The sequence below is a fragment of the Streptomyces sp. NPDC000594 genome (assembly GCF_040299965.1).
GTDB lineage: Bacteria > Actinomycetota > Actinomycetes > Streptomycetales > Streptomycetaceae > Streptomyces.
The window spans coordinates 52,552-74,580 of sequence record NZ_JBEPCY010000036.1 but is presented as its reverse complement, the minus strand read 5'-3'; the positions used below and the strand labels follow the sequence as shown (position 1 = coordinate 74,580).

Here is a 22,029-nt window from a genome sequence, read left to right as displayed (position 1 = left end):
ATCGCATGTCACGCCCGGGGAACACCACACGCATCACGGACAGCACGAAGAACGCCGACGCCGCTCAGCGGGGCGTCGAGGTGACGGAGGTCCGATCAGCTCATGGTCAGCCGCGTCCCAGCGGACTTGATATCGACCGGATGCCGTCAGCAGCCGATCGCACACGAACTCTCGTACAGAGTACATGCTCGGCGGTGCTGCTGATTCCGGGTGTGGACACCGCCCGCCCGGAACAGCTCTCTCCACAGGCCCGCGTCGTGGGCCAGGACGGGGAGGTGTACCTCCTCTTCGCCGCGGACTCCCCCGCCGTGCGCGCGGCCACCCACGCCCAGGACGACGAACTGCCGGCCGTGCTGGAGATCACGGATGTCGCACCGGTCTCCGTCCCCCACCGTATCCGGGGCCGGGCCTGGGTCTCGGGATGGCTCACCTGCGCCCCCGGGCTGGCCGAGCCCGGCTCGATGATGGTCCGGCTGGAGCCGGGCGAGCTGTATGTGGACGATCTCTGGGGCGCCTCCTCCGTCGACGCCGACGCCTTCGCGCGCGCCTCGGTCGACCCGCTGATCGCCCATGAGACCGAGCTGCTCCAGCATCTGCACACCGCCCACGGCGACCAGGTGCAGGAGCTGTGCGCCCTGCTCGGCGAGCGCTCGGCCGCGGTGACCGGCCAGGCGGGCGCACGGGCGGTACCGCTGGCGCTGGACCGCTTCGGGCTGCGGGTGCGCTTCGTGGGTCATCGCTGCTTCGACGCGCGCTTCGACTTCCCCGAGCCGGTGGCGGACATCACCGAGCTGCGCCGGGCGATGCACACCCTCTTCACCGCCGCCGCGCACTGAGGCCCGGCGCCGGAAGGGGCGGCCGGGCCGGGCGGATGCCCGGGGGTCAGCCGCCGGAGGGGGCCGGATGGCCGAGCCGCTCCCGCACCCGCTCCACCACATCCGCGTACCGCGCCTCGGCGCCGTACCGCGTCGGGGTGTAGTACCGCTTGCCGTGGATCGCGTCCGGGGCGTACTGCTGGGCGGCGATGGCACCGGGCACATCATGCGGATAGACATAGCCCTGGGCATGACCCAGCCGGGCGGCGCCCTGGTAGTGGCCGTCCCGCAGATGGGACGGGACCGGGCCCGCGAGCCCCGCGCGGACATCCGCGAGGGCCGCGCCGATCGCCGTGGTCGCGGTGTTGGACTTGGGCGCCAGCGCCAGGGCGATGGTGGCGTGGCTGAGGGTGAGCGCGGCCTCCGGGAAGCCGATCATCGCCACCGCCTGCGCGGCGGCGACCGCGATGGGCAGCGCCGTGGGATCCGCGAGCCCGATGTCCTCACTCGCCGAGATCATCAGCCGCCGGGCGATGAACCGGGGGTCCTCCCCCGCCTCGATCATGCGCGCCAGATAGTGCAGCGCCGCGTCCACATCGGAGCCCCGGATGGACTTGATCAGCGCGCTCGCCACGTCGTAGTGCTGGTCACCGGCGCGGTCATAGGTGACGGCGGCCCGGTCGACGGTCTCCTCGACGGTGCTGAGGCCGATCTCCGCCTCGCCCTTGTCGAGCGCCGCGCCCGCCGCCGCCTCCAGGGCGGTCAGCGCCCGCCGGGCGTCCCCGCCCGCGATCCGCAGCAGATGGGCCTCGGCGTCCTCGGGCAGGGTGAGGGAGCCGCCGAGCCCCCGCTCCTCGGTGAGCGCGCGGCGCAGCAGCCCGCGCAGATCGTCGTCGGTCAGCGGCTCCAGGGTGAGCAGCAGCGAGCGGGAGAGCAGCGGGGAGATCACCGAGAAGTAGGGGTTCTCGGTGGTGGCGGCGATCAGGGTGACCCAGCGGTTCTCCACGGCGGGGAGGAGGGAGTCCTGCTGGGCCTTGGAGAAGCGGTGGATCTCGTCGAGGAAGAGGACGGTCTCCTTGCCGAAGCCGCCGGCCGCGCGGCGGGCGCCGTCGATGACCGCGCGGACCTCCTTGACCCCGGCGGTGATCGCGGACAGCTCGACCCAGCGCTTGTCGGTGGCCCGGGAGACCACATGGGCGAGGGTGGTCTTGCCGATGCCGGGCGGGCCCCAGAGGATCACGGACGAGGCGCCGGCCGGGCCGCCCGCGCCCTCGCCGACCAGCCGCCGCAGCGGTGAGCCGGGCCGCAGCAGATGCCGCTGGCCGACCACCTCGTCCAGGGTGCGCGGGCGCATCCGGACCGCCAGCGGGCTGCTGGACGGGTCCTTCTCCTGGCGGGCTTCGGCGGCGGCGGTGAACAGGTCGGGCTCCACACAGGAAGCCTAAGGCAGCCCACCGACAACGCCCCCGGGGCCGGTGGCCGCGGGGGCGCGGGACCGTGCCGGGACGGGCCGGCCCGGGCTGCCACGGAGGGGTCAGCTGACCCAGAAGTCCCACCAGCGGGTCAGCACCAGCATGCCGATGGCGCCGATCCAGAGCACCGGGGGCATCCAGTGGAACTCCAGCAGCAGCGAGCGCGCGCCCTCGGGGAGCCTGATGATCCGGTGGCGGATGTTGTGGAGGGTGACGTAGCAGAACATCACGATGGTGGCGGCCCAGGCCAGCGAGCACCACAGACAGAGGGAGCCGATCTCGTACAGCGACTGGTACATCAGCCACATGCAGAACCCGGCGCCGAAGGCGGTGCCCGCGTTCAGCCCGAGCCAGAACCAGGGGCGGTAGCGGGCCCCCGCCAGCAGGCCCATGCCGATGGCGATCACCATGCCGTAGGTGACCAGGCCCAGCATCGGGTTGGGGAAGCCGAAGACCGACGCCTGGTCGCTCTTCATGATGTTGCCGCAGGAGACCACCGGGTTCAGGCTGCACCCGGGGACGAAGGAGGAGTCCTCCAGCAGCTTGAACTTGTCGAGGGTGATGACCCAGGCGGCCAGCAGTCCCGCCGCGCCCGTGATCACCAGCAGCCAGGCGAAGGAACGGCCGCCCCCGATCGTGCGCCGCCCGCCGTCCTCGTCGCCCGTCCGCTCGCCGGAGGTCACGTCGTCGTCCACCGCTGCTGTCGTCATATCGATATCGCCGTTTCGCCGTTTCCGCTGCTCGGTCGCCGCTCGGACACGGACATTCTGCCGCACCCCCGGCCGTGCGCTCCGTCCGCGCCCGGCCCCGCCGATCTCCAGCATGCCCCCGGCCGACGGCGGCGAACAGGGCCGATCGGGCCACCGGACGCGGTGGGGGCCGCCGGGGTGAGGGACGGGTGCGCGCTTGACGTACCCCCGCCGGGAACAGCGGGACGGCCCCGGGCGCGATGCCCGGGGCCGTCCCCCTGCCGTGTTCCCGTGTCCCCGTGTTCCCGTACTTCCCTGTGCCCGGTGTCTCAGCCCAGCAGGGCGGTCAGCTCGGTCACCACGGTGGAGAGCGGTACGGGCCGCTGCTCCCCGGTCTCCATGGTCTTCAGCTGGACGATGCCCTCGGCGAGATCGCGCTCACCGGCGACGATCACATAGGGGGCACCGCTGCGGTGGGCGACCTTCATCGCGCCCTTGAGCCCCCGCCCGCCATAGGCGAAGTCGGCGGCGACGCCCGCCCGGCGCAGGCCGGTGACCACGCCGAAGAGGGCCCGGCGGGCGTCCTCGCCGAGCGGGACGGCGAAGACGCTGGTGGGCGTCGGGAGCTCCAGGGCGACCCCCTCGGCCTGGAGGGCGAGAACGGTGCGGTCGACCCCGAGGGCCCAGCCCACGGAGGGCAGCGCCGGGCCGCCCAGCATCTCGGAGAGGCCGTCGTACCGTCCGCCGCCGCCGACCGCGGACTGGGAGCCGAGGCCGTCGTGGACGAACTCGAAGGTGGTACGGGTGTAGTAGTCGAGCCCGCGCACCAGCCGCTCGTCGTCCTCGAAGGAGACACCCGCCTCGGTCAGCAGCTCACGCACCTCGCCGTGGTACGCCCGGCAGGCGTCACAGAGGTGGTCGCGGAGCGAGGGGGCGCCCACCAGCTGCCTGCGGACCTCGGCACGCTTGTCGTCCAGGACCCGCAGCGGGTTGATCTCCACCCGGCGGCGGGTCTCCTCGTCCAGGTCGAGTCCGCGCAGGAAGTCCTGGAGCGCCTCGCGGTAGACCGGGCGGCACTCCTGGTCGCCGAGGGAGTTGAGCAGGATCCGGAAGTGGCGCAACCCCAGCGCGCGGTACGCCTGGTCGGCCAGGATGATCAGCTCGGCGTCGAGCGCCGGGTCCTCGGCGCCGATCGCCTCCGCGCCGACCTGGGAGAAGTGGCGGTAGCGGCCCTTCTGCGGCTTCTCGTAGCGGTAGTACGAGCCGGAGTACCAGAGCTTGACCGGCAGCACACCCTGCTTGTGGAGGTTGGCCTCCAGGGCGGCGCGCAGCACGGAGGCGGTGCCCTCGGGGCGCAGCGCCAGCTGGGTGCCGCCCTTGGTCTCGAAGGCGTACATCTCCTTGGAGACGATGTCGGTGGACTCGCCGACACCGCGGGCGAACAGCTCGACGCTCTCGAAGCCGGGGGTCTCGATGTAGCCGTAGCCCGCGTTCCTCAGCGGGGCGGCGATGGCCTCGCGGACCGCCAGAAAGGTGGCGGAGTCGGGGGGCAGCAGGTCATAGGTGCCCCGGGGGGCCTGAAAGGTGCTCACAGGGTTTCTCTCGTCACATTCCTCGTCGGGGAGCGTCCGTGCTCCCGAGGCCGTCGGCCACATCTCGCAGATAGGGGTTGGAGACGCGCTCACGGCCGATGGTCGTCTGGGGACCGTGTCCCGACAGCACCACGGTCGAGTCCTCCAGCGGCAGGCACACCCGTGCCAGCGACCGGAGCATCGCGTCGTGGTCGCCACCGGGCAGGTCGGTGCGGCCGATGGAGCCGGCGAACAGCAGGTCGCCCGAGAAGAAGACCGAGGGGACCTCGGTGCTCTCGGGCAGCCGGAAGGTCACCGACCCCTGGGTATGGCCGGGCGCGTGCGCCACGGTCAGCTCCAGACCGGCCAGCTCCAGCCGGGCGCCGTCGGTCAGCTCCCGCAGGTCCGAGGGCTCACCCACGGTCAGCTCGCCCATCAGCTGCGTGCCCAGTGAGCGCCCGAGCGCCTTCTCGGGGTCGCTCATCATGTAGCGGTCCGCGGGATGGATCCACGCGGGCACATCATGGGCGCCGCAGACCGGGACCACCGAGGCGACATGATCGATATGACCGTGGGTGAGCACGACGGCGACCGGCTTGAGCCGGTGCTTGCGCACGGCCTCGGCGACGCCCTCGGCGGCCTGATGACCGGGGTCGATGATCACGCACTCCTCGCCCGCGGCGGGGGCGACCAGATAGCAATTGGTCCCCCAGGCCCCGGCGGGGAACCCGGCAATCAGCACGTTCGTCCTCGAATGTGGTTGCGGCGGACAGGGAAAGTGATGTCCGTGGCTTGAATTGCGGCAGATCAGAGCCTACCGGCGCTGCTCGCTCCACAGCCAACCCGTATACGGTACGGGCACACGCCACGCACGGCACAGAGGAACGAGGGAGAAGACCCGGTGGTCACCAGCGAGCAGCGGCGGCGGCAGCTTGCCCGAGAGAAGTTCGAGCGCCAGCAGCGGCGGCGCGCCCAGGCCCGGAAGAGGAAGCAGCGCACGGCGATGATCGCCGCGGCGCTCGCGGTGGTACTGGCCGCGGGGGCGACCGCTGCCGCGACCGGGATGTTCAGCGGGGACGACAAGGACTCGGCGGCCCAGGGGAAGTCCACCGTGAAGGAGTCGGCGGCGCCCACTCCCCCCGCGGAGAAGAAGAAGCCCGAGCCGAAGATGTCGATCGACAAAAAGGCGAAGTACACGATGGCCCTGGACACCAGCCAGGGCGCGATCGGCTTCACCATGGACGCGGCGAAGACGCCCCGTACCGTCAACTCGTTCCACGCGCTGGCGAAGGACGGATACTTCGACAACACGAAGTGTCACCGACTCGTCACGGACGGCATCTTCGTCCTTCAGTGCGGTGACCCCAAGGGCGACGGCACCGGGGGTCCCGGCTACAACATCCCGGACGAGAATCTGGACGGGCTCGGCAAGGCGGGCGCCGACGGCACGGTGACCTATCCCAAGGGCACGGTGGCGATGGCCAACACCAACCAGCCGAACACCGGCGGCAGCCAGTTCTTCCTTGTCTACAAGGACAGCAAGCTCCCGCCGGCCTACACCCCGTTCGGCACGATCGACGCCGCGGGTGTCAAGGCCCTGGAGAAGGTCGCCAAGGGCGGTACCGGCACCGGTGCGCCCGACGGACCGCCGAAGACCGAGGTCACCGTCAAGAAGGCCACTGTCACCAAGAAGTGACCCCGTCCGGCGGGCGGGGAATTTCGGCCGTGCTGAGTGCGGACAGGCGGGCGACCGGTCGCCTAGATTGGCGTTGTGCAGGGCGGGCGCAGCCCGCCCCAGGAAACTGTGGACGATGCCCGGGGGCGGGAGCCCGCGCGGGTATCAGGTGGAGGAGGCGCTGTGAGCAGCGACCCGTGGGGCCGCGTCGATGAGACGGGCACCGTGTACGTGCGTACCGCCGACGGCGAGCAGGTCGTCGGATCGTGGCAGGCCGGGACGCCTGAGGAGGCGCTGGCCTACTTCGAGCGCAAGTACCAGGGCCTGGTGGTCGAGATCGACCTCCTCGAACGGCGGGTGAAGACCACCGATCTGTCGGCCAAGGACGCGCAGGCCGCGATCGGTCATCTGCGGGAGCAGGTGGTCGAGCATCACGCGGTCGGCGATCTGGACGCGCTGGGCAAGCGGCTCGACGCGCTGGTGGAGACGGTCGACAAGCGCCGCGAGGAGCGCAGGGCCGAGCGGGCGAAGCAGCACGACGAGTCCCGCCGGGCCAAGGAGGAGCTGGTCACCGAGGCCGAGGAGCTGGCCGCCAGTGAGCAGTGGCGGTCGGCGGGCGAGCGGCTGCGCGCGCTGGTGGACACCTGGAAGGGGCTGCCCCGGCTGGACCGCAAGTCGGACGACGAGCTGTGGCACCGCTTCTCCCACGCGCGCTCGGCCTTCTCCAAGCGCCGCAAGGCCCACTTCGCCTCGCTGGACGCGCAGCGCGAGGACGCCCGCAAGGCGAAGGAGAAGCTGGTCGCCGAGGCGGAGGCGCTCTCCGGCTCCTCCGACTGGGGTCCGACGGCCGCCCGTTACCGGGATCTGATGACGCAGTGGAAGGCGGCCGGCCGCGCCCAGCGGGAGGCCGAGGACGACCTGTGGAACCGTTTCCGCGGGGCGCAGGACGTGTTCTTCGCCGCGCGCGGTGAGGTCTTCGCGGAGCGGGACGCCGAGCAGGGGGAGAACCTCAAGCTCAAGGAGGAGCTGGCGACCGAGGCCGAGAAGCTCCTGCCGGTGACGGATCTGAAGGCGGCACGGGCGGCCTTCCGCACCCTCAACGAGCGCTGGGAGGCCGTGGGCCATGTGCCCCGGGACGCCAGGGCGAGGGTCGAGGGCCGGATGCACACCGTGGAGCGGGCGATCCAGGAGTCCGAGGAGACGGAGTGGCGCCGGACCAACCCGGAGGCGCGGGCGCGTGCCGCCGGTCTGACGGGTCAGCTCCAGGCGGCCGTGGACAAGCTGCGCGGTCAGATCGACACCGCCCGGGCGGCGGGCAACAACGCCCGTGCGGACAAGCTGGCGAAGGAGCTGGAGGGCCGTCAGGCCCTGCTGGACCAGGCGCTGAAGGGGCTGGAGGAGTTCGGCGGGTGACCGCTGGACCCGCTTGACCCGCTTGACTTGCTTGGGCGCCGCCTGCTGATGGCGGGCGCCGGGAGCGCGTGTGAGGGCCCCGTACCGGGTGGGTACGGGGCCCTCACGCTGTTCCCGGTACGGGTGGGCCGGAAGGGTCTCGTCACCCGGGAGGGTCGAACGGGTCTCGTCACCCGGGAGGGCCGGAAGGGGCTGCCGGCCCTCCCGTGAGGGGGTTCTTTTTTCGGCGGGGAACGGCCCCGGGCGATGTCCCCCGGTGGGGGCATCCGGAATCCCCGGCTTTCTGCCGGTCGCTGGGAAAACGCTTCCATCCGGATTCCCGGGGCAGGATTTCCATAAATTCATGAGCACGACAATTACCGTTTTCTATCACGCGGTGGACCCTCTCCTGGGCAACTCTTCTCGTTGCTCGTTCGTCTTCCCGAATGACAGAGCAGTGACCGGCCGCAGGGGTGGAAACCCTTGCGGCTTCGGGGGACAGAACGGGGACCGACGTGCACCGGCACCAGCGTGAGAGCTATTTCGTCATCGACGACGGACGCATTCTTGAATCCAACGGCCGAGGTGGATCACAGGCCCGCATTCCGACCGCCGCCGAATCCCAGCTGGCTTTTCGATTCTCGCGGCTCAGCCGCGGAAAAGGCGTGCAGATCAGCGAGGGTCTGCGGATAAAGATCGCCGAGGCCATGACCACCGGGAACGGGACGGCACCCGACCCCGACCAGCCGGGTGTCCCGGCCGGGTTCACCTATCTGGGGCAGTTCGTCGACCACGATCTGACGCTGGACGCCACCCAGGTGGCGCTGGGCGACCCGGTGCCGGTGGAGGAGCTGCTCCAGGGCCGCTCCCCCGCGCTCGATCTGGACAGCCTCTACGGTCTGGGCCCCGCGCACCCGTCGAGCAGCCGCTTCTACGAGGCCGACGGGCGGCTGCGGACGGGGGACGCGCTGGGTGTCCCCTTCCCGCCCGCCTTCCCGCCCGCCAACACCGACCAGAAGGGCTTCGACCTGCCGAGGGCGGGGGCGACGGCCCCGGGGACCCAGGCGGACCGGCGGGCGCCGCTGGTCCCGGACGGCCGCAACGACGAGAATCTGATCGTGGGCCAGCTGCATCTGGCCTTCATCCACTTCCACAACCGGGTGCACGAGCGGCTGTCGGCGAGCGGGCTGCCCCCGGCGGCGGTCTTCCGCGCCGCCCGGGATCTGGTGGTCAAGCACTACCAGTGGGTCCTGCGCACCGACTTCCTGCCCCGGGTGGTGGACCCGGCCATCGTGGAGGATGTCTTCACCCATGGCCGCCGTCACTTCGAGGTGCCCGGCCGGGGGCGGCCGGGGGACCATCCGACGATGCCCATCGAATTCTCGGTGGCGGCCTATCGCTTCGGGCACAGCATGGTCCGGGGCGCCTACCAGTGGAACCGGGTCTTCCGGGCGGGTGGGCCCGGCGGGATCGCGACCCTGGGGGCCCTCTTCCGGTTCAGCGGTACGGCCGGCAACCTCTCCCCCGGCCCCGACGATCTGAGCGACCTCGAAGATCCCAACTCCGGGCCCAATCTGCGGCTCCCCAGCAACTGGATCGCCGACTTCCGCCGGCTGTTCGACTTCGGCGCGGTGGGCCGGCCCGATCTGGTCCTTCCGGCGGCCGAGTCCAATGTGGCGAAACGGATCGACACCCTGATGGTCGACCCGCTGACCGCACTGCCGTCGGGGAGCTTCGACGGGCGCGGGCGGCCCGCTCCCCCGGCCCACCACCGCAATCTCGCCTTCCGCAATCTCGCGCGGGCGGCGATGGTGGAGCTGGCGACCGGGCCCCAGCTCGCCGCCCAGATGGGCATCCGGCCGCTGACCGAGCGGCAGATCGTCGAGGGGGCCGGGGGCGCCCGGCTGGACGGCCTCACCGCCGCCGAGCGGGCCGAGCTGGTCGCGCACACCCCGTTGTGGTTCTACATCCTGCGGGAGGCGGAGGTGAACCGGCGCCATCCGGGTCTGCTGACCGGGGTGGGCGGCCGGCTGGTGGCCGAGGTCTTCCACCGCTCGATGGAGGGCAGCCGCAGCTCCATCGTCAAGCAGCGCGGCTGGCGGCCCACCCTGCCCGCCCACCGCAAGGGGACCTTCACCATGGGCGATCTGCTGCTCTTCGCCTTCGACGGTGACGTGAACCGGATCAACCCGCTGGGCGACGGGCCCTTCCCGGCGGCCGAGGGCGTCCAGGAGCCCGGTGCCGACGGGCCCGGTACCCAGGCGTCCGGCGCCCAGGACCCCACGGCCGGATGAGGTCCGGGGCCGCCGCCGTGTCCGGCACGGCGGCGGCCCCGCCCGGGGGCCCGACGGGGCGCCGTCAGGGACGGCGGGCGGAGGTCACCCGGTACACGTCATAGACGCCCTCGACGCCCCGGACCGCCTTCAGCACATGCCCGAGATGCTTGGGATCGCCCATCTCAAAGGTGAAACGGGAGGTGGCGACCCGGTCCCGGGAGGTCTGCACCGCCGCCGACAGGATGTTCACATGCTGGTCCGACAGGACCCGGGTGACATCCGACAGCAGCCGGGACCGGTCCAGCGCCTCGACCTGGATGGCGACCAGGAAGACCGAGGACTGGGTGGGCGCCCACTCGACCTCCAGGATCCGCTCCGGCTGCTGCGACAGGGAGTCGACATTGACACAGTCGGCACGGTGGACGGAGACCCCGCTGCCCCGGGTGACGAACCCGATGATCGGGTCGCCGGGGACCGGGGTGCAGCAGCGCGCCAGCTTCACCCAGACGTCCTCGACGCCCTTGACCACCACACCCGGGTCGGCGTTGGAGCGCCGCTTGTTCCGGCCCCGGGACGGCGGCGCGGACTCGGCGATGTCCTCGTTGGCGGCCTCCTCGCCGCCGAGGGCCTGCACCAGCTTCTGCACCACGCCCTGGGCCGCGACATGACCCTCGCCGATCGCCGCGTACAGCGAGGAGATGTCCGGGTAGCGCATCTCATGGGCGAGGGTGACCAGCGAGTCCCCGGTGAGGATGCGCTGGATCGGCAGGTTCTGCTTGCGCATCGCCCGCACGATGGCGTCCTTGCCCTGCTCGATCGCCTCGTCCCGGCGCTCCTTGGAGAACCAGGCACGGATCTTGTTGCGGGCGCGCGGGGACTTGACGAAGCCGAGCCAGTCGCGGGACGGGCCCGCGCCCTCGGCCTTGGAGGTGAAGACCTCGACCAGATCGCCGTTGTCCAGGGTGGACTCCAGCGGGACGAGCCGCCCGTTCACCCGGGCGCCTATGGTGCGATGGCCGACCTCGGTATGGACCGCGTAGGCGAAGTCCACCGGGGTCGCCCCGGCGGGCAGCGCTATGACATCGCCCTTGGGCGTGAAAACGAAGACCTCGTTGCGCGAGAGGTCGAAGCGGAGCGACTCCAGGAACTCCGAGGGGTCCTCGGTCTCCTTCTGCCAGTCGAGCAGCTGCCGCAGCCACGCCATGTCGTTGACATGGTCGTCCTTGCCGGACTTCCGGGGCACGTCGGTGCGCACCTTGGACGCCCCGGCGACCGCCTCCTGCTTGTACTTCCAGTGCGCCGCGATGCCGTACTCGGCCCGGCGGTGCATGTCGAAGGTACGGATCTGGAGTTCGACCGGCTTGCCGTTGGGTCCGATGACCGTCGTATGGAGCGACTGGTACATATTGAACTTCGGCATCGCGATGTAGTCCTTGAACCGGCCGGGGACCGGGTTCCATCGCGCGTGGACGGTGCCGAGCGCCGCATAGCAGTCACGGACCGTGTCGACCAGCACCCGGATGCCGACCAGATCGTAGATCTCCGCGAAGTCCCGGCCCCGCACGATCATCTTCTGGTACACGCTGTAGTAGTGCTTGGGGCGCCCGGTGACGGTGGCCTTGATCCGGGCGGCGCGGAGATCGGACTGGACCTCGTCGGTCACTATCGCCAGGTACTCGTCCCGCTTGGGGGCGCGCTCGGCGACCAGCCGCACGATCTCGTCGTACATCTTGGGGTAGAGGATGGCGAAGGCCAGGTCCTCCAGCTCCCACTTGATGGTGTTCATGCCCAGCCGGTGCGCCAGCGGGGCGTAGATCTCCAGGGTCTCGCGGGCCTTCTTCTCCTGCTTCTCCCGCTTGAGGTAGCGCATGGTGCGCATGTTGTGCAGCCGGTCGGCGAGCTTGATGACCAGGACCCGGGGGTCCTTGGCCATGGCGACGACCATCTTGCGCACGGTCTCCGCCTGCGCGGCCTCGCCGAACTTGACCTTGTCGAGCTTGGTGACGCCGTCCACCAGCAGGGCGACCTGGTCGCCGAAGTCCCGGCGGAGGGTGTCCAGGCCGTACTCGGTGTCCTCGACGGTGTCGTGGAGCAGCCCCGCCATCAGCGTCGCCGGGTCCATGCCCAGCTCGGCGAGGATGGTGGTGACGGCGAGGGGATGGGTGATGTACGGGTCGCCGCTCTTGCGCTTCTGACCCCGGTGCCAGCGCTCGGCGACCTGGTAGGCCCGCTCGATCTGGCGCAGCGTCGAGGTCTCGATCTTGGGATCGTTGCCGCGGACGATCCGCAGCAGGGGCTCCAGGACCGGGTTGTACGGGGAGGAGCGCTGCACACCGAGCCGGGCGAGGCGGGCCCGGACGCGGTTGGAGGAGGCGGCGGCCCCCCGGGGGCCGCCCCCCGACGACGGCCGGGGCGCCGGCTTGGCGGCGGGGCGCGCGGAGACGGGGGAGGCGCCGGACAGGGTGTGTCCACGGGGCTTCTCGCCCGGGGTCGGCGCGGGCGCGGGAGAGGCCGGCGCGGCCGGGTCGGCCTTGCGGTCGGGCTGCGCGGCGGTGGCGGGACGGGCCTCGTCTGGCAAGAGAGCTCCTCGTGCGGTTCCGGCTCCCCCGGGCAGGTCCGGAGAGGCCATCGTATCGACCCCGCCGTGCTGCTGCCCCAGAGGGGAAAACAGACCCCTGGGGTCCCGGCATTCCCGGGGCCCCAGGGGCCGTGGAGAGCGGCGGCCCGCCGGGGCCCCTGGGAGAGGGGACCACCGGCGGGCCGCAGGGTGTCTCAGAGCGCGAGCAGCGCCTCCAGCGGGGCTCCCGCCAGCGCGGGCGCCAGCCGGTCCCGTCCGCCGAGGAAGCCCAGCTCCATGAGGACCGCCAGACCGGCGACATCGGCGCCGCCCCGGCGGATCAGCTCCATCGCCGCGGCGGCGGTGCCACCGGTGGCCAGCACATCGTCGATGATCATGACCCGGTCGCCCGTGGCCAGATCCTCGGCGTGCACCTCGATCTCGGCGGTGCCGTACTCCAGCTCGTACGCCTGGGAGAGCGTCGCCCCGGGGAGCTTGCCCGCCTTGCGGACGGGGATGAAGCCCAGACCGGCACGGATCGCGACCGGGGCGCCCAGGATGAAGCCCCGGGCCTCCAGACCGACGATCTTGGTGGCGCCATGGCGGACGCACAGCTCCGCGAGGGACTCGGTGAGCACCGAGAACGCCTCCGGGTCCGCCAGCAGCGGGGTGATGTCCTTGAACACCACCCCCGGCTGCGGATAGTCGGGCACGTCCCGGATGCGGCTGAGGAGCAGCTGCCGGGCCTCGCCGGTCATCGGCGCCGTCCCGAGGAGCGGCCCCGGCCGCGGTCGGCACGCGGGGTGACCAGGCCGCCGCCGGCGCCGGCCGCCGCCGGGTCGCCCAGCGGTGCGTCGGGCGCGTCGTCCTCGGACCCGGTGCCGGGGGAGCCGTCCCGCTCCGCCGCCGCGCGCTTGGCCAGCACCCGCTTGCGCAGGGCCTTCATCTGCGGGTCGCGTTCCTTGAGGTCGGCGACGAGCGGGGTGGCGATGAAGATCGAGGAGTAGGCACCGGCCGCGAGGCCGACGAAGAGCGACAGCGAGATGTCGTTCAGCATGCCCGCGCCGAGGAAGCCACCGCCGATGAAGAGCAGACCGGCGACGGGCAGCAGCGCGACCACGGTGGTGTTGATGGACCGCACCAGCGTGCCGTTGAGGCTGCGGTTGGCCAGCTCGCTGTAGGTGAAGCGGGTCTGCTTGGTGATCCCCACGGCACCCTCCTTGAGACCGTCGAAGACGACGACGGTGTCGTAGAGGGAGTAGCCGAGGATGGTGAGCAGACCGATCACCGTGCCCGGGGTGACCTCGAAGCCCACGAGGGCGTACACACCCACCGTGATCGTGAGGTCGTGGATGAGGGCGATCAGTGCCGCGAGCGCCATTCGCCACTCGAAGGCGATGGCGAGATAGATCACCACCAGGATCATGAAGACCCCGAGGCCGGTCCAGGCCTTGTTGGCGATCTCCTCACCCCAGCTGGGGCCGACCAGCTCCGCGTTGATCTTCTCGGAGGCGATGCCGAGATCCTTGGCCAGCTCCGTCTGGACGGTGTTGGCCTGCTGGGTGTCCAGCTCGCTGACCTGGATGCGCAGCGTGCCATTGCCCAGCTTCTGGACGATGGCGTGATGGCCGGAGGTCTCGGTGGCGGTCTCCTGGACCTGGGTGACGGAGACCGAGGTCTTGGGCGTGGTGAAGACCGCGCCGCCCTTGAACTCGATGCCCATGTTGAGACCGCGCACCGCGAGACCGACGATGGCGGCGATGGTGATCAGTATGGAGACGCCGTACCAGAACTTGCGCTTGGCGACGAAGTCATAGCCGATCTCGCCGCGGTAGAGCCGGGCGCCAATGGTGCCGAGACGCGACATCTCACGCCTCCTTCGGGTCGATGGGGCCGACGGTGGTCCGGCGCGAGCGGCGCAGCGGGGGCTGGACACCGAGGCGGGTCGGGTCCAGTCCGGACCACGGGTGGCCGCTGGCGAAGAACTTCGTCCGGGCCATCAGGGTCATCAGCGGCTTGGTGAAGAAGAACACCACGACCACGTCGAGCAGGGTGGTCAGACCGAGGGTGAAGGCGAAGCCCTGGACCTTGCCGACGGTGACGATGAAGAGCACCGCGGCGGCGAGGAACGACACGAAGTCGGAGACCAGGATGGTGCGCCGGGCCCGGGGCCAGGCACGCTCCACGGCCGGGCGCAGGGTGCGGCCCTCGCGGATCTCGTCCCGGACCCGTTCGAAGTAGACGATGAACGAGTCCGCTGTGATACCGATGGCGACGATGGCACCACAGACGGCCGGCAGGTTCAGCGCGAAGCCGATACCCGGGCCGAGCAGCGCCATCAGCACATAGGTCAGCGCGGCCGAGACCAGGAGGCTCAGGATCGCGATGGCCGCCAGGCCGCGGTAGTAGGCCACCAGGTAGATGATGACCAGGGCGAGGCCGATGGCACCGGCGATCAGACCGGCACGCAGCTGCTCACCGCCGAGGGCGGCGCTGACGGTGGTGACGCTCTCCTCCTGGAAGGTGAGCGGCAGGGCGCCGTAGGAGAGCATGTTGCCCAGGTCCTGGGCGGACTGCTGGTTGAAGCTGCCGGAGATCTCGGCGTTCGCGGTCAGGGTCTGGTTGACCTGCGGCGCCGACATGACCTCGCCGTCGAGGACGATGGCGAACTGGTTCATCGGCGACTGCTGCTTGGAGAGCGTGCTGGTGATCTTCTGGAACTTCTTCGACCCGGACTTGGTGAAGTCCATGGTCACGATCCAGATGCCGCGCTGCTGGTCGAACTGGCCCTTGGCCTCGTCGACGTCCTTGCCCTCGACCTCGGCCGGGCCGAGGATGTACTTCTCCCACTGGTCGGCGCTGTTCTTGCCACAGGCGACCATGGGCTTCTCGGGCCGGGCGTTGTCGCTGACCTTGCCGCGCTGGTTCTTGTTCTCGCAGTTCAGCGTGGTGAACGCGGCCTGGAGAGCGGCCATGTCCTTGTCGGCGGGGGTCTCGGGCTTCGGCGTGGCCGTGCCCTTGGGGTCCTTGTCGCCGTCGGCCTTCGTGCCCTCGGCCTTGTCGCCCTCGGCGCCGGCGGAGGCGCCGGGCGAGGGGTCGTTGGTGAGGGCGTCGGTGACGGCCCGGCCCTGGGCGCTCGGGACGCCGCTCGGCTCGCCGGCGGGGGTCTCCTTGGCGCCGTCCTCAGCCTTCTCGTCCTTCGCGCCCTCGGCCTTGTCGCCTTCGGCCTTCTCGCCCTCGGCCTTCGGCTTGCCGGACTCGGCGGGGGCGGGCTGCTGCGGTACCGGACCACCGGGGGCGGCCGTGAGCACCGGGCGGAAGTAGAGCTGGGCGGTGGTGCCGACCTGCTCCCGGGCCTGCTTCGAGTCGGTCCCCTTGGGGATGTTCACGATGATGTGCTCGCGGCCCTGGGTCTGGACCTCCGCCTCGGAGACGCCGAGACCGTTGACACGCCGCTCGATGATGCCGACCGCGGTGTTCATATTGGTCTCATTGACCGCGCTCTCCTTGCCGGGCTCCGCCTTGGCCTTGAGCGTGATCGTCGTACCGCCCGCGAGGTCGATGCCCAGACGCGGCGTGGTGTCGCCGGTCGCGAACATACCGCCGGTCAGCGCGACCAGAGCGATCAGGATCAGTACCAGGGTGCGCCCCGGCTTCCCCTGACCCCCCGCGGGCCTTCGGCCCCTGTTCGGTGCTGCCACCTTCTCGTTTCTCCCTGTCCAACCGCTCCGCGCCGGGTATGCCCCGGAGCGGCCACGAAGTGTTGTGGGGACCTGCCCCCGCAGAAGTCAACACGACCAGGGGACCGCGTGGCACCGGCGGTACCACGGGCCCCCGAACCTGGCTACTTTCCGCCGTCGGCCTTGCCGTCCTTGCCGTCCTTGTCCTCCTCGGGCTTGTCGCCCTGGACGGCGTCGGTGGGCTCGGGCTTCTTGGCCAGATCGATCGCGGGCGCGCCGGAGTCGTCACCGTCGCCGGTCAGCGAGGAGAGGTCGTCCGGGACGGCCGGGGTGTCCTCGCCGGGCTCGTCGCCGTGAACGATGCGGTTGTACTCCTCGTCGTCGAGGACGGCACCGATCGAGTTCTTCGCGTACACGGCGTGGACGCCCGGGGCGACCTCAAGGAGCACGGTGTCGTCGTGCACCTCCTTGACGGTCGCGTACATCCCCCCGATGGTGCGGACCCCGGAGCCCGGCTGCATCGAGTCGCGCATCTGCACGGCCTGCTGCTGCTTCTTCTTGGCGGACCGGGTCATCAGGAACATGGCCCCGATGAGGATGATGAAGGGGAGAAGGGCAATGGGATCCACGGAAGAAACTTCCTTCGCACGACCGCGTCGCTCGGCGGCCTATCTACGGGGGTGGGCACGCCGACCCGGAGGGTCGGCATCGGCGGAGTCTAAGCGAGTCCGTATCGATGGAACAACGCCCAGCATCCCACCCCGGTTCCCGCAACGGCAGTCTCCGCGCCGTCACGCGCCGAACAACCCCGTCTGTCCCCCCGCCCCTCCGGTACCCTGCGCGGACTGCGGGGCGGCCAGTCCGAGGTGGGCCCAGGCCGCGGGAGTGGCGATCCGCCCGCGCGGCGTCCTGGCCAGCAGCCCTTCCCGTACGAGGAAGGGCTCGGCGACCTCCTCGACGGTCTCCCGCTCCTCCCCCACCGCCACGGCGAGGGTGGAGAGCCCCACCGGGCCGCCGCCGAACAGCTTGATCAGGGCCTCCAGGACGGCACGGTCCAGCCGGTCGAGTCCGCGGTGGTCCACCTCGTACACCCGCAGGGCCGCGGAAGCCACCTCACGGGTGATCCGGCCGTCCACCTTGACCTGGGCGTAGTCGCGGACCCGGCGGAGCAGCCGGTTGGCGATACGGGGGGTGCCCCGGGAGCGTCCGGCGATCTCGGCCGCGCCCGCCGTGTCGATCGCCACATCGAGGAGGCGGGCCGAGCGGTGGACGACGCGCTCCAGCTCAGCGGGGTCGTAGAACTCCATATGCCCGGTGAAGCCGAAGCGGTCGCGCAGCGGCGGGGGCAGCAGCCCGGCCCGGGTGGTGGCCCCGACCAGGGTGAACGGGGGCAGCTCCAGCGGGATGGCGGTGGCGCCGGGCCCCTTGCCGACGATCACGTCGACCCGGAAGTCCTCCATCGCCATGTAGAGCATCTCCTCGGCGGGCCGGGACATGCGGTGGATCTCGTCCAGGAAGAGGACCTCGCCCTCCTGGAGGGAGGAGAGGATCGCGGCGAGGTCCCCGGCGTGCTGGATGGCGGGGCCCGAGGTGATCCTGATGGGGGCCTGCATCTCCGCCGCGATGATCATCGACAGGGTGGTCTTGCCCAGCCCGGGGGCGCCCGAGAGCAGCACATGGTCGGCGGTGGCGCCCCGGGCCAGGGCGGCCTTCAGCACCAGGTCGAGCTGTTCCCGGACCCGTTCCTGACCGACGAACTCACCGAGCGAGGCGGGCCGCAGCGCCGCCTCGACGGCCTGCTCCTCCCCGTCGGTGGCGGGGCCGACCAGCCGCCCACCGGGGGCGGTGAGGTCGTCGTCGGGGCCGGAGGTGGTGTCGTCCCAGTTCACTGCGGATGTGCCTCAAGGAGTCGGGCGGCGGGGCCGCGGGGCGGGAGCGGGCGGGGCGCCGGTCAGCGGGTGCGATTGAGGGTCTGGAGGGCGGCCTTGAGCAGGGTGCCCACCGGCGGGGTGGCCCCGGCGGCCTCGGCCTGGGGGGCGACGGCCTCCACGGCCTCCTCGGCCTCGCGGGGGGCATAGCCCAGGCCGACGAGGGCGGCGTGGAGCTGGTCGCGCCAGGAGGGGGCGGCCTGGGCGCCCCGGCGGGCCACGGGGACGCCCACCGGCTCACCGAGCCTGTCCTTCAGTTCGAGCAGCAGCTTCTGGGCGCCCTTCTTGCCGATCCCGGGGACGGCGATCAGGGCCTTCTCGTCGCCGGTGGCGACGGCGGCCCGCAGGGCGTCGGGGCTGTGGACGGCGAGCATCGCCTGGGCCAGCCGGGGGCCGACCCCGCTGGCGGTCTGGAGCAGCTCGAAGACCTGGCGCTCGTCGTCGTCGGCGAAGCCGTAGAGGGTGAGGGAGTCCTCGCGGACCACCAGGGAGGTGGCGAGCGCGGCCTCCTCGCCGATCCGCAGCCCGGCGAGGGTGGCGGGCGCGCACTGGACGGCCATCCCGATCCCGCCGACCTCGACGACGGCGGTGGTGGGGGTGAGGGCGGCGACCCGGCCGCTCACGGAGGCGATCATGCGGTGGGGCCTTTCGACGGGCGCGGGGCGGCGCCGGGGGCGGGCCGGCCGGGGTGCCGGGCGGCGTGCTCGGCGACCGCGCGCTGGAGGCGGTTCTGCGCGGGGGAACGCCAGATGTGGCAGATGGCCAGGGCGAGGGCGTCGGCGGCGTCGGCGGGCTTCGGCGGGGCGGCCAGCCGCAGCAGCCGGGTGACCATGGCCCCGATCTGCGCCTTGTCGGCCCGCCCCGAGCCGGTGACGGCGGCCTTGACCTCGCTGGGGGTGTGCAGGACGACGGGGATGCCCCGCCGCGACGCACAGAGGATGGCGACCGCGCTGGCCTGGGCGGTGCCCATGACCGTCGACACATTGTGCTGGCTGAAGACCCGCTCGACGGCGACCCGGTCCGGACGGTGCTCGTCCAGCCAGCGCTCCAGGCCCTCCTCGACGGCGACCAGCCGGGCGCCGAGGTCGGCGTCGGATGGGGTGCGGACGACCCCGACACCGATCATGGTGAGCGGGCGGCCCGCCACCCCCTCGACCACACCGACACCGCACCGGGTCAGCCCTGGGTCCACCCCGAGCACACGCACGCCGCCCCTCCTTCGCTCATCTGTTTGCGCAGGCTACCGCCCGGCACTGACAACGCGTCGGACGATGCCGCACGGCGGCGGAGCGGGGAGTCGGGCACCCCAGAACAACAGCGGACAACAGCGGGCCGACGGGGCGCGCATGGCGTCCCGTCGGCCCGTGCCGTGGTCCCGGTGGCGGAGATCAGTCGTCGACCTTGGCCATGACCTCGTCGGAGACATCGAAGTTGGCGAAGACGTTCTGCACGTCGTCGCTGTCCTCCAGGGCGTCGATCAGCTTGAAGATCTTGCGCGCGCCCTCCTCGTCCAGCTCGACCTGCATGGTCGGGACGAAGTTGGCCTCGGCGGAGTCGTAGTCGATGCCCTCGCCCTGGAGCGCGGTGCGGACCGCGACCAGGTCGGTGGCCTCGCTGAGCACCTCGAAGGACTCACCGAGGTCGTTGACCTCCTCGGCGCCCGCGTCCAGGACCGCGCCCAGGACGTCGTCCTCGGTCAGCTCACCCTTGGGGACGATGATGACGCCCTTGCGGTGGAAGAGGTACGACACCGAACCCGGGTCGGCCATGGAGCCGCCGTTGCGGGTCATGGCGACCCGGACATCGGAGGCGGCGCGGTTGCGGTTGTCCGTGAGGCACTCGATGAGGACGGCGACACCGTTGGGGCCGTAGCCCTCGTACATGATCGTCTCGTAGTCGGCGCCACCGGCCTCAAGACCCGCGCCGCGCTTGAGCGCGGAGTCGATGTTCTTGTTCGGGACCGACTGCTTCTTCGCCTTCTGGATGGCGTCGAAGAGCGTGGGGTTGCCGTCGATGTCCGCCCCGCCCATCCGGGCCGCGACCTCGATGTTCTTGATCAGCTTCGCGAAGAGCTTGCCACGCTTGGCGTCGATCACGGCCTTCTTGTGCTTCGTCGTAGCCCATTTAGAGTGGCCGGACATCTGCCTGTCTCCTTCGCGTTACCCAATGCCGCACAGAATGCGTTTCGGCAGCGATCCTACCGGGGTCCGGTCACCGGGCCGCGCGCACCATGTCGGTGAAGAGCCGGTGGACCCGGTGGTCGCCGGTCAGCTCCGGATGGAAGGAGGTGGCCAGCGCACGGCCCTGGCGGACCGCGACGACATGGCCGTCGTGCTCGGCCAGTACCTCGACCGCGGCACCGGTGGACTCGACCCAGGGGGCGCGGATGAAGACACCCTCCACGGGTCCCCCGGCGACCCCCGTCACCTCGACGGACGCCTCGAAGGACTCGTTCTGCCGCCCGAAGGCGTTACGGCGGACGATCATGTCGATGCCGCCGATGGTCTCCTGCCCCGAGCGGGGGTCCAGGATCTTGTCGGCGAGCATGATCAGACCGGCGCAGCTGCCGTAGACGGGCATCCCGGCGCGGACCCGCTCGCGCAGCGGCTCCATCATCCCGAAGAGATGGGCCAGTTTGGACATGGTGGTGGACTCGCCGCCGGGGATGACCAGGCCGTCCACCTCCGCCAGCTCCCCGGGGCGGCGGACCGGCCCGGCGGTGGCGCCCGCCGCGGCCAGAGCCGTCAGATGTTCGCGTACGTCGCCCTGGAGCGCCAGGACGCCGATCACGGGCGCGCCGGTCCCGGGTGCGCCGGTCACTACCAGCCCCGGTTGGCGTAGCGCTCGGCCTCGGGGAGGGTGTCGCAGTTGATGCCGACCATGGCCTCGCCGAGGTTGCGGGAGGCGTCCGCGATGACCTTCGGGTCGTCGTAGAAGGTGGTGGCCTTGACGATGGCGGCGGCGCGCTTGGCCGGGTCGCCGGACTTGAAGATGCCGGAGCCCACGAAGACGCCCTCGGCGCCGAGCTGGCGCATCAGCGCGGCGTCCGCGGGGGTGGCCACCCCGCCGGCGGAGAAGAGGACCACCGGCAGCCTGCCCAGCCCGGCGACCTCCTTGACCAGCTCGTAGGGGGCGCGCAGCTCCTTGGCGGCGGCGTACAGCTCATGGTCGTCGTAGCCGCGCAGCCGGGCGATCTCGTTCTTGATCTGGCGCAGATGGCGGACGGCCTCCACGACATTGCCGGTGCCGGCCTCGCCCTTGGAGCGGATCATGGCGGCGCCCTCGGCGATCCGGCGCAGCGCCTCGCCCAGGTTGGTGGCACCGCAGACGAAGGGGGTGGTGAACCCCCACTTGTCGGAGTGGTTGACCTCGTCGGCGGGGGTCAGCACCTCGGACTCGTCGATGTAGTCGACGCCGAGCGACTGGAGGACCTGGGCCTCGACGAAGTGGCCGATGCGGGACTTGGCCATGACAGGGATGGAGACCGCCTCGATGATCTCCTCGATCATGTTGGGGTCGGACATCCGGGCCACGCCGCCGTCCTTGCGGATGTCGGCGGGGACCCGCTCCAGGGCCATGACGGCGACCGCGCCCGCGTCCTCGGCGATCTTCGCCTGCGCGGCGTCGACCACATCCATGATGACGCCGCCCTTGAGCTGTTCGGCCATGCCGCGCTTGACGCGGGCGGTGCCGGTGGCGGGGGCCTCGGAAAGGTTCGGGGTGGTGGGGAGCGTGCTGGACACGGGGTACCTCACGGGGGGAACGACGGATGGGATGCGTCCGGCGCGTCGGTGGGCGATCCGGGTGCGGAAACGATGCAACCTCCGGGGACCAGTCCACTGCAAGGGCCAATGGAAAGGCGGTGGATCGTTCCGTCCCGGTGTACGGGGGGTGTACGGGTGAGGTGGCCCGCACAGTGGCCCGCCCGGGCGACCGTGGTGCGACCCCGAGCGACCCCGAGCGACCGTGGTGCG

The 22,029-nt window shown here is 71.2% G+C and carries 19 protein-coding genes; 4 read left to right on the top strand and 15 right to left on the bottom strand.

The features are described from left to right. Nucleotides 1-140 precede the first annotated feature (140 nt). A complete protein-coding gene (locus ABT354_RS31895; protein ID WP_351500244.1) occupies nt 141-836 on the top strand; it encodes a DUF2470 domain-containing protein in 696 nt (231 codons plus the stop codon). Between the two features lie 46 nt (nt 837-882). Here the strand turns inward: ABT354_RS31895 and ABT354_RS31890 are convergent, their stop codons facing one another. The 4 genes from ABT354_RS31890 to ABT354_RS31875 all read right to left on the bottom strand — a co-directional run bounded on the left by ABT354_RS31890 (nt 883) and on the right by ABT354_RS31875 (nt 5,289). Continuing rightward, on the bottom strand, nt 883-2,247 hold the full coding sequence (locus ABT354_RS31890) for a replication-associated recombination protein A (RefSeq protein WP_351500242.1): 1,365 nt from the start codon (nt 2,245-2,247) through the stop codon (nt 883-885). 102 nt (nt 2,248-2,349) lie between these two features. Beyond that, nucleotides 2,350-2,997 carry a vitamin K epoxide reductase family protein gene (locus tag ABT354_RS31885; protein WP_351500240.1) on the bottom strand — a complete coding sequence of 216 codons (648 nt, stop codon included), beginning with the start codon at nt 2,995-2,997 and terminating at the stop codon, nt 2,350-2,352. 308 nt (nt 2,998-3,305) lie between these two features. Continuing rightward, nucleotides 3,306-4,568 (bottom strand): histidine--tRNA ligase, encoded by a 1,263-nt coding sequence (gene hisS, locus ABT354_RS31880; RefSeq protein WP_351500238.1) that lies wholly within the window; start codon nt 4,566-4,568, stop codon nt 3,306-3,308. A 13-nt stretch (nt 4,569-4,581) separates the two neighbouring features. Next, the gene (locus tag ABT354_RS31875; RefSeq protein WP_351500236.1) at nt 4,582-5,289 is read right to left on the bottom strand and encodes an MBL fold metallo-hydrolase; all 708 of its coding nucleotides are present in this window, start codon (nt 5,287-5,289) and stop codon (nt 4,582-4,584) included. Nucleotides 5,290-5,448: 159 nt separating this feature from the next. Between ABT354_RS31875 and ABT354_RS31870 the strand changes: the two genes are divergently transcribed. The 3 genes from ABT354_RS31870 to ABT354_RS31860 all read left to right on the top strand — a co-directional run bounded on the left by ABT354_RS31870 (nt 5,449) and on the right by ABT354_RS31860 (nt 9,908). Next, entirely contained in the window at nt 5,449-6,243 is a 795-nt protein-coding gene (locus ABT354_RS31870; RefSeq protein WP_351500234.1) for a peptidylprolyl isomerase, read from the top strand. Nucleotides 6,244-6,405: 162 nt separating this feature from the next. Next, nucleotides 6,406-7,635 carry a DUF349 domain-containing protein gene (locus tag ABT354_RS31865; protein WP_351500232.1) on the top strand — a complete coding sequence of 410 codons (1,230 nt, stop codon included), beginning with the start codon at nt 6,406-6,408 and terminating at the stop codon, nt 7,633-7,635. Nucleotides 7,636-8,279: 644 nt separating this feature from the next. Continuing rightward, nucleotides 8,280-9,908: a peroxidase family protein gene (locus ABT354_RS31860; RefSeq protein WP_351500230.1), complete on the top strand. Its 1,629-nt coding sequence runs from the start codon at nt 8,280-8,282 to the stop codon at nt 9,906-9,908. Between the two features lie 64 nt (nt 9,909-9,972). Here ABT354_RS31860 and ABT354_RS31855 read toward each other — a convergent pair whose 3' ends face one another. The 11 genes from ABT354_RS31855 to pdxS all read right to left on the bottom strand — a co-directional run bounded on the left by ABT354_RS31855 (nt 9,973) and on the right by pdxS (nt 21,798). Then, on the bottom strand, nt 9,973-12,468 hold the full coding sequence (locus ABT354_RS31855; protein WP_351500228.1) for a RelA/SpoT family protein: 2,496 nt from the start codon (nt 12,466-12,468) through the stop codon (nt 9,973-9,975). A gap of 194 nt (nt 12,469-12,662) precedes the next feature. Next, nucleotides 12,663-13,205 carry an adenine phosphoribosyltransferase gene (locus ABT354_RS31850; protein WP_351500225.1) on the bottom strand — a complete coding sequence of 181 codons (543 nt, stop codon included), beginning with the start codon at nt 13,203-13,205 and terminating at the stop codon, nt 12,663-12,665. Continuing rightward, entirely contained in the window at nt 13,202-14,314 is a 1,113-nt protein-coding gene (gene secF, locus ABT354_RS31845) for a protein translocase subunit SecF (protein WP_351500223.1), read from the bottom strand. Before secF ends, ABT354_RS31850 begins: the two co-directional genes overlap by 4 nt. A gap of 1 nt (nt 14,315) precedes the next feature. Then, nucleotides 14,316-16,148 (bottom strand): protein translocase subunit SecD, encoded by a 1,833-nt coding sequence (secD, locus tag ABT354_RS31840; RefSeq protein WP_351500221.1) that lies wholly within the window; start codon nt 16,146-16,148, stop codon nt 14,316-14,318. 143 nt (nt 16,149-16,291) lie between these two features. Then, the gene (yajC, locus tag ABT354_RS31835; RefSeq protein WP_351500219.1) at nt 16,292-16,756 is read right to left on the bottom strand and encodes a preprotein translocase subunit YajC; all 465 of its coding nucleotides are present in this window, start codon (nt 16,754-16,756) and stop codon (nt 16,292-16,294) included. A gap of 162 nt (nt 16,757-16,918) precedes the next feature. Further along, entirely contained in the window at nt 16,919-18,016 is a 1,098-nt protein-coding gene (gene ruvB, locus ABT354_RS31830; protein ID WP_351500217.1) for a Holliday junction branch migration DNA helicase RuvB, read from the bottom strand. Nucleotides 18,017-18,078: 62 nt separating this feature from the next. Then, on the bottom strand, nt 18,079-18,690 hold the full coding sequence (gene ruvA / locus ABT354_RS31825) for a Holliday junction branch migration protein RuvA (protein ID WP_351500214.1): 612 nt from the start codon (nt 18,688-18,690) through the stop codon (nt 18,079-18,081). Beyond that, nucleotides 18,687-19,262 carry a crossover junction endodeoxyribonuclease RuvC gene (ruvC, locus tag ABT354_RS31820; RefSeq protein ID WP_351500212.1) on the bottom strand — a complete coding sequence of 192 codons (576 nt, stop codon included), beginning with the start codon at nt 19,260-19,262 and terminating at the stop codon, nt 18,687-18,689. The genes ruvA and ruvC overlap by 4 nt, the downstream gene beginning before the upstream one ends. Nucleotides 19,263-19,443: 181 nt before the next feature. After that, nucleotides 19,444-20,196: a YebC/PmpR family DNA-binding transcriptional regulator gene (locus ABT354_RS31815; protein WP_351500210.1), complete on the bottom strand. Its 753-nt coding sequence runs from the start codon at nt 20,194-20,196 to the stop codon at nt 19,444-19,446. Between the two features lie 70 nt (nt 20,197-20,266). Continuing rightward, on the bottom strand, nt 20,267-20,875 hold the full coding sequence (gene pdxT / locus ABT354_RS31810; protein ID WP_351500208.1) for a pyridoxal 5'-phosphate synthase glutaminase subunit PdxT: 609 nt from the start codon (nt 20,873-20,875) through the stop codon (nt 20,267-20,269). Further along, nucleotides 20,875-21,798, bottom strand: coding sequence for a pyridoxal 5'-phosphate synthase lyase subunit PdxS (pdxS, locus tag ABT354_RS31805; protein ID WP_351500206.1), 924 nt, complete (start codon nt 21,796-21,798; stop codon nt 20,875-20,877). The genes pdxT and pdxS overlap by 1 nt, the downstream gene beginning before the upstream one ends. Nucleotides 21,799-22,029: the final 231 nt, after the last annotated feature.

Excerpts from the sequence above, each read along its gene's own strand:
- ABT354_RS31850 (WP_351500225.1), bottom strand. The coding sequence starts at position 13,205 with ATGACCGGCGAGGCCCGGCAGCTGCTCCTCAGCCGCATCCGGGACGTG.
- ruvA (WP_351500214.1), bottom strand. The coding sequence starts at position 18,690 with ATGATCGCCTCCGTGAGCGGCCGGGTCGCCGCCCTCACCCCCACCACC.
- ABT354_RS31815 (WP_351500210.1), bottom strand. The coding sequence starts at position 20,196 with ATGTCCGGCCACTCTAAATGGGCTACGACGAAGCACAAGAAGGCCGTG.
- secF (WP_351500223.1), bottom strand. The coding sequence starts at position 14,314 with ATGTCGCGTCTCGGCACCATTGGCGCCCGGCTCTACCGCGGCGAGATC.
- ABT354_RS31885 (WP_351500240.1), bottom strand. The coding sequence starts at position 2,997 with ATGACGACAGCAGCGGTGGACGACGACGTGACCTCCGGCGAGCGGACG.
- ABT354_RS31895 (WP_351500244.1), top strand. The coding sequence starts at position 141 with ATGCCGTCAGCAGCCGATCGCACACGAACTCTCGTACAGAGTACATGC.